The organism is Mycobacterium sp. E1715, from assembly GCF_001667625.1.
GTDB lineage: Bacteria > Actinomycetota > Actinomycetes > Mycobacteriales > Mycobacteriaceae > Mycobacterium.
The window spans coordinates 1-5,560 of the sequence record NZ_LZJJ01000539.1; the positions used below are offsets into that span (position 1 = coordinate 1).

At 66.7% G+C, this 5,560-nt stretch carries 7 protein-coding genes and 1 pseudogene; 1 reads left to right on the forward strand and 7 read right to left on the reverse strand.

From position 1 onward, the window contains the following. Positions 1–462, forward strand: a 462-nt coding sequence (locus A9X03_RS26240; protein ID WP_197508497.1) for an iron-containing redox enzyme family protein, incomplete at its 5' end; no start/stop codon positions are given. Here the strand turns inward: A9X03_RS26240 and A9X03_RS28885 are convergent. The 7 genes and pseudogenes from A9X03_RS28885 to A9X03_RS29525 form a co-directional block, all read right to left on the reverse strand. Further along, a complete protein-coding gene (locus A9X03_RS28885; RefSeq protein ID WP_082950333.1) occupies positions 410–658 on the reverse strand; it encodes a CDGSH iron-sulfur domain-containing protein in 249 nt (82 codons plus the stop codon). The two genes, A9X03_RS26240 and A9X03_RS28885, sit on opposite strands and share 53 nt — an antisense overlap. After that, the gene (locus A9X03_RS26245; protein ID WP_067754253.1) at positions 655–1,344 is read right to left on the reverse strand and encodes a HemK2/MTQ2 family protein methyltransferase; all 690 of its coding nucleotides are present in this window, start codon (positions 1,342–1,344) and stop codon (positions 655–657) included. Before A9X03_RS26245 ends, A9X03_RS28885 begins: the two co-directional genes overlap by 4 nt. A 99-nt stretch (positions 1,345–1,443) precedes the next feature. Further along, positions 1,444–1,998, reverse strand: coding sequence for a type 1 glutamine amidotransferase domain-containing protein (locus A9X03_RS26250; RefSeq protein WP_067754250.1), 555 nt, complete (start codon positions 1,996–1,998; stop codon positions 1,444–1,446). A gap of 29 nt (positions 1,999–2,027) precedes the next feature. Next, positions 2,028–3,200: a zinc-dependent alcohol dehydrogenase gene (locus A9X03_RS26255; RefSeq protein WP_067783334.1), complete on the reverse strand. Its 1,173-nt coding sequence runs from the start codon at positions 3,198–3,200 to the stop codon at positions 2,028–2,030. Then, positions 3,197–4,126, reverse strand: a complete 930-nt coding sequence (locus A9X03_RS26260) for an SRPBCC family protein (RefSeq protein ID WP_067889886.1) — start codon at positions 4,124–4,126, stop codon at positions 3,197–3,199. Before A9X03_RS26260 ends, A9X03_RS26255 begins: the two co-directional genes overlap by 4 nt. Positions 4,127–4,306: 180 nt before the next feature. Beyond that, the gene (locus A9X03_RS26265; protein WP_067783329.1) at positions 4,307–5,293 is read right to left on the reverse strand and encodes an LLM class F420-dependent oxidoreductase; all 987 of its coding nucleotides are present in this window, start codon (positions 5,291–5,293) and stop codon (positions 4,307–4,309) included. Positions 5,294–5,400: 107 nt separating this feature from the next. After that, a pseudogene (locus A9X03_RS29525) lies at positions 5,401–5,560 on the reverse strand (nitrite reductase); the annotation flags it as partial.

The following is a 5,560-nucleotide window of genomic DNA, read 5'->3' on the forward strand; positions in this document are numbered from 1 at the left end:
CGGCTGCATCAGCAGCTTTTCGCCGATTTGATGACGGCGGCGCACCTGGACGCCACGTACCTGGCCTACGTGGACGCCGTCCCCGCCGAAGCGCTGGCGGCGGTCAACCTGATGTCACTGTTCGGGCTACATCGCGAGTTGCGTGGCGCCGCGATCGGGCACTTCGCGTCCACGGAGATCACCTCGCCGCCGGGATCCCGCCGCATGGTGCAGGCGCTGCGGCGCATGGGCGCACCGGCGTCTTGCGTCGAGTTCTATGCCGAGCACGTCGAGGCGGATGCGGTCCACGAGCACGTCGTTCGCATCGACGTGGTCGGGGACCTGGTCGCCCGGGAGCCGCAGCTCGATCGCGACATCGTGTTCGGGATCCGCGCGCACGCCGCGGTCGAAGATCGTTTGGCAGAAGCGGTTATGGCGTCGTGGCAGCAGGGTCGGACGTCGTTGCGGCGGTCGCTGGACTAGCGGTCCGGCGCGCCAGGTTTCGGCATCGGCGATGGCTGGTGTCGCACAGAGGATACTTCTCGCTGCGCCGACAGGTGCAGATCGCCACCATGAACCTGTCGGATTCCACGACCTCGCCGTTCGGCATCTCGATGCGCACCGGACCGGACACCAGCACCGGCCCGCCGGCAACCACCTGTACCCGGGTGGCGCTCATCGTTTGTCCGCCCGGATCACGATCAGTTCCTCGTGCCGGAGTCCGCGCGGGATCAGGCCGACGCTCTCCAGCCAGGCCGCCCGCGCCATCATCACCGGACCGAACGGTATCCGCTCGGACGCAACGACTCTCGCATCCATGCCCGCCCACTTGAGGGAATCCAGGGATTGCTGAACGCCGGCCAGCGCCGAGTGCACGAGCAGCAGGGAGCCTCCGTCGCACAACAGTTTCGGCGCCGCCTCGCACAGCGGATCCAACACCATCCGGCCATCCGGGCCGGCATTCCAGGCCCACGATGGGCCTGCGCTGGGGCTGATGTACTCGGTGTCGCCATTCGGCGGGGTCGGCACGTACGGCGGGTTGGACACGACAACGTCGAACGGCGCGCAGTCGAGCGCGTCGCTCCACGTGCCCTTGCGCACATCCACATTCACGCCGACGGCGGCCGCGTTGTTGCGAGAGCAACCCACGGCGTGTGGGCAGATGTCGAAGGCCGTCACGTCGGCGCCGCCCATCTCGGCCGCGGCGATCGCGACGAATCCGCTGCCAGTACACAGGTCCAGAACGCGCCGCCCCGGAATGAGCGCGCTTTGTCGCATCACATTCACCAGTAATCGGGAATCGTCCTGGGGCTGATACACGTTCGAAGCAGCCGAGACAGCGGGTCCTGGATACGTTGTGGTCAACTTTGGCCTTTCGACGGATCGCCGCGGCGATCACTGCTTGGCCTGTGTAATGCCCGCAAACCGTTGCCTTCAAACGGTTTGGGGAAAGGCCATTTTCGGCTAACCAGTGGGCGCATGCGCGAATTGCTTGACAATGGTCGCGCAGAAGGCCGGCAAGTCCGACGGTGAGCGACTCGAGATCAAATTGCCGTCGACGACGACCTCCTCGTCAACCACGTTCGCGCCCGCGTTGCGCAGGTCGGTGCGAATGGACGGGTACGACGTGAGCGTCCGGCCCTCCGCCACACCGGCTTCCACCAGGGTCCACGGGCCGTGACAAATTGCGGCGACAGGTTTTCCGGAGGCGACGAAGTCACGCACGAAGGAGACCGCGGAGCTGTCCATCCGGAGCTTGTCCGGATTCACCGTGCCACCCGGAAGCACCAGGCCGTCGAATTCGGATGCGGAGGCGTCCGACACCGCGCGGTCAACGCTGAAGGTTCCCGCCGGCTCGAGGTCGTGGTTGCGCGCCTGGATTTCTCCGGTCTTCAGCGAAAGAAGTTCGACTTCGGCACCAGCCTCTTTCAGGGCGGCGCGGGGTTGTTCGAGTTCGACCTTCTCCACGCCGTCCGCCGCCAGAATCGCGACCTTCTTCCCTTGCAATTCATTTGCCATGGTTATTCCCCTCTATTCCGGACTATGCATTACGTCGGATTGAGAATCACTTTGGTGCAGCGGTCCTCTTTGTTCTTGAAGATTTCGTAGCCATGGGGAGCCTGGTCGAGAGTCATATGGTGGCTGACGACAATGGTCGGATCGATGTCGCCGTTGCGAATACGCTCCAGCAGCGGGCGCATGTAGCGGTGGACGTGACACTGGCCGGTTTTGATGGTCAGCGACCGGTTCATCACCGCCCCGATGGGGAACTTGTCCATGAGGCCGCCGTACACCCCGATGATCGAAAGGGTGCCGCCGTTGCGGCAGCTCATCGCCGCTTCCCGGATGGCATGCGGCCGTTCGGTTTCCAGGCGAGCCGCCTGCTTGACACGGTCGTAGGCATCGACCGGAGTGGATCCGCTGCGCGCTTCCATCCCGGCAGCGTCGATGCAGTGGTCGGGTCCCCGACCGGCGGTCAGGTCGCGCAATTCCTCGAGCACCGACGTCTCGGCGAAGTTGACCGGTACGGCGCCGATCTTCTGTGCGAGCTCGAGGCGATACGGAACCCGATCGACGACAATGACTTTCGAGGCACCGAGCAGGTACGCGCTCATGATCGCGAACAGGCCGACCGGGCCGGCGCCCCACACCGCCACGATGTCACCGGGGGTGATGTCACACATCTCCGCACCCATGTAGCCCGTCGGCAGGATGTCCGACAGGAACAGCACCTGCTCGTCGGTCAGGTCGTCTTCGACCTTCAGCGGCCCGACGTCGGCGAAGGGCACCCGTGCGTATTCGGCTTGGCCGCCGGCGAAACCGCCCAGCATGTGCGAATAGCCGAACAGCCCCGCCGGCGAGTGGCCCATGAATTTCTCGGCGATGCCGGCGTTGGGGTTGGAGTTCTCGCACAGGGAGTAGAGGCTACGTTGGCAGGCGGAGCACGCCCCGCACGCGATCGGGAACGGGACCACTACCCGGTCGCCGACGGCCAGGTTGTTGACGCTCTTGCCGACTTCGACCACCTCGCCCATGAATTCGTGCCCGAGCACGTCGCCGTGCTTCACGGTGGGGATGTAGCCGTCGTACAGGTGCAGGTCCGAACCGCAGATCGCCGTCGAGGTGATGCGCACGATGGCGTCGCGATCGTTCAGAATCGTCGGGTCGGGGACCGACTCCACTTGGACGCTGTTGCGGCCCGCCCAGACGGTGGCCTTCATACGCTGGCTCCCTTGTTCGGTTGCGCCGGTTGCTGATGCATCTGGCGGCCCGACGCAGTGCCCTCCGGGGACCCGTCCGAACGCAGCACCTGCCCGGTCTCGAGGATTTGCTTGAAGCGGCGAAGGTCGTCGTTGACCTGCTGCTCGGGGGACTCGCCGAACAGGCTCGCCGCCGCCTTGCCGAACAGGCCGCCCGGGATGTGGTAGCCGATCCTGACGCGAATTTCGGTGCCGTCGCCGGTGGCGGTGGGTGTGAATTCGACGCTGCCGCCGTTCTCGATCACCGAGCCGGGCAGCGACTGCCAGGCGATCCGCTTGTTGGTGTCGTCCTCGGTGATCTGCGCGTCCCACTGGACCGACCGGCCGGCCGGGGCGTTGGCTATCCAATGCGACTGCCCGTCGGTGGTCGGCGTGACCGCCTTCAGGTGGTGCATGAAGCTGGGCAGGTTTTCCAGGTCCCGCCAGAAGCGGTACACCTCCTCGGGCGTGCGCCGCACGGTGACCGCGGCGCGCAAGGTGCGGTGTCGGGATCCATTCACGTGCCGGCCGCCACCGTCGACCGTGCGCAGCGCCGTGTAGAGGTCCAGCCCGCCGATGCCGGCGAGCACCACGGCCGAGATGGCGCCCTGCCGTCGCCGCCCCGGGCCGCGGGCGGCCACCCCGGCCACCAGCAGCGCCATATCCAGCACGTCGCCGACCACCCGGGTCCAGACCATCTTTTGGGGACCGCCCAGCAGCGCCACCCCATGGCCGCACTCCCGCGCGCCCAGCGCGCGGATGACCGGGCGCGACCGGGCCGTGTCGTCGACCCCGGCGAGGGCAGCAACCTTTTCGGGGACCACCAACTCGCTCAAGCCCAGCGCGAAACTGGCGCACCCGAGCGCCTTGACCAACGCGGAGGTGGTATTGGCGGATCGATCGCCCATCGTCAGCTCTTTCTGCCTTGCGGCGAACTCATCTCGGGCAAAGTTGCTGCAAGACAGCTGCTTTGCAGGTCAACGGGCACCCGGCGCTGCTTGCCGGTGTTCGCGCCGCACACAAACACATACGGCCGGGCGCGCACGATGGGAGCCGGATACCCGGGCAGATACCGACCAAACGTGGGATTACTTCGCCGCGTCACGCAGCGCGGCAAGCAAAGGTTCGGCGGCCTCTTTCAGAAAAAGGTCTTGCGATTCGCCGCCGACCTGGACGAGGGCCACGTCGGTGAACCCGGCCTCCCAGTAGGGCCGGACGGCCTCGACGATCGCATCGAGGTCCGGCCCGCAGGGAATGGACTCCGCGACGTCTTCGGGACGGACGAACTGGGTCGCGCCGGCAAAACCGGCCGGCGTGGGGAGATCGGCGTTGACCTTCCATCCGCCGGCGAACCAGCGGAACTGGTCGTGAGCGCGTTCGATGGCGGTGTCGCGGTCGGGGTCCCAGCACACCGGGATCTGACCGACCACGCGGCCGCCGCCGGCGAGATTGGCGGCCTGGCGCGCGGCATGCCAGGCGTCGACGAGCTCCCCGTCGGGCTCGACCGCGATGAAGTGATCGGCCAGCCTGGCGAATCTCTCGATGCCCTTGTCGCCGGACAACGCCACCGCGATGGCGACCGGGACCTCGGGCACGTCCCACAGGCGCGCGGAGTCGACGTGGAAGTGTTCGCCACTGAAGTTCACCAGCTGGCCGCCGAACAATTCGCGGATGATCTTGATGGCCTCGCGCAGCATGTCCTGCCTGCGCTCGACGGTCGGCCAGCCCCTGCCCACGATGTGCTCGTTGAGGTTCTCGCCGCTGCCCAGGCCCAGGGTGAACCGGCCGTCGGACAGGATCTGCACGGTGGCGGCCTGCTGGGCGACCACGGCCGGGTGATAGCGCATCGTCGGGCAGGTCACGTAGGTGTAGAGGTCCACCCGTTCGGTGGCGTGCGCCACCGCGCCCAGCACCGCCCATGCGTTGGGCGCATGCCCTTGCGAGGTCAGCCAGGGGGTGAAGTGGTCGCTGCAGACCTCGAAGTCGAAACCGCGCTCCTCGGCTGAAACAGCCTGCCGTACAAGGTCTTTGGGTCCACTCTGCTCGGTCATCAGAGTGTAGCCAAATTTCGTCATAGCTGTGGGGATACCCAGACACTCGCCCGCGTAACGCCGGGGCTGAAATTCGGCCCGGTAACCGCCCTGGCGTTACGCCGCTCCGCGCTCGCGGGCACGGCCGCCGGTTAACCCGCGGTGGTGATCGAGTCCCCCGTGACGCCGGCCGCCCGACGCGCCTCCAGCCGGCGCCTCTGCGGTTCGATCGTGTACCGCGGGTCGCGCGTCGACTCCAGGCCCGCCTCGAAGAAACCGAACCGCAGCATCGCGGACGCCGACAACAACGCC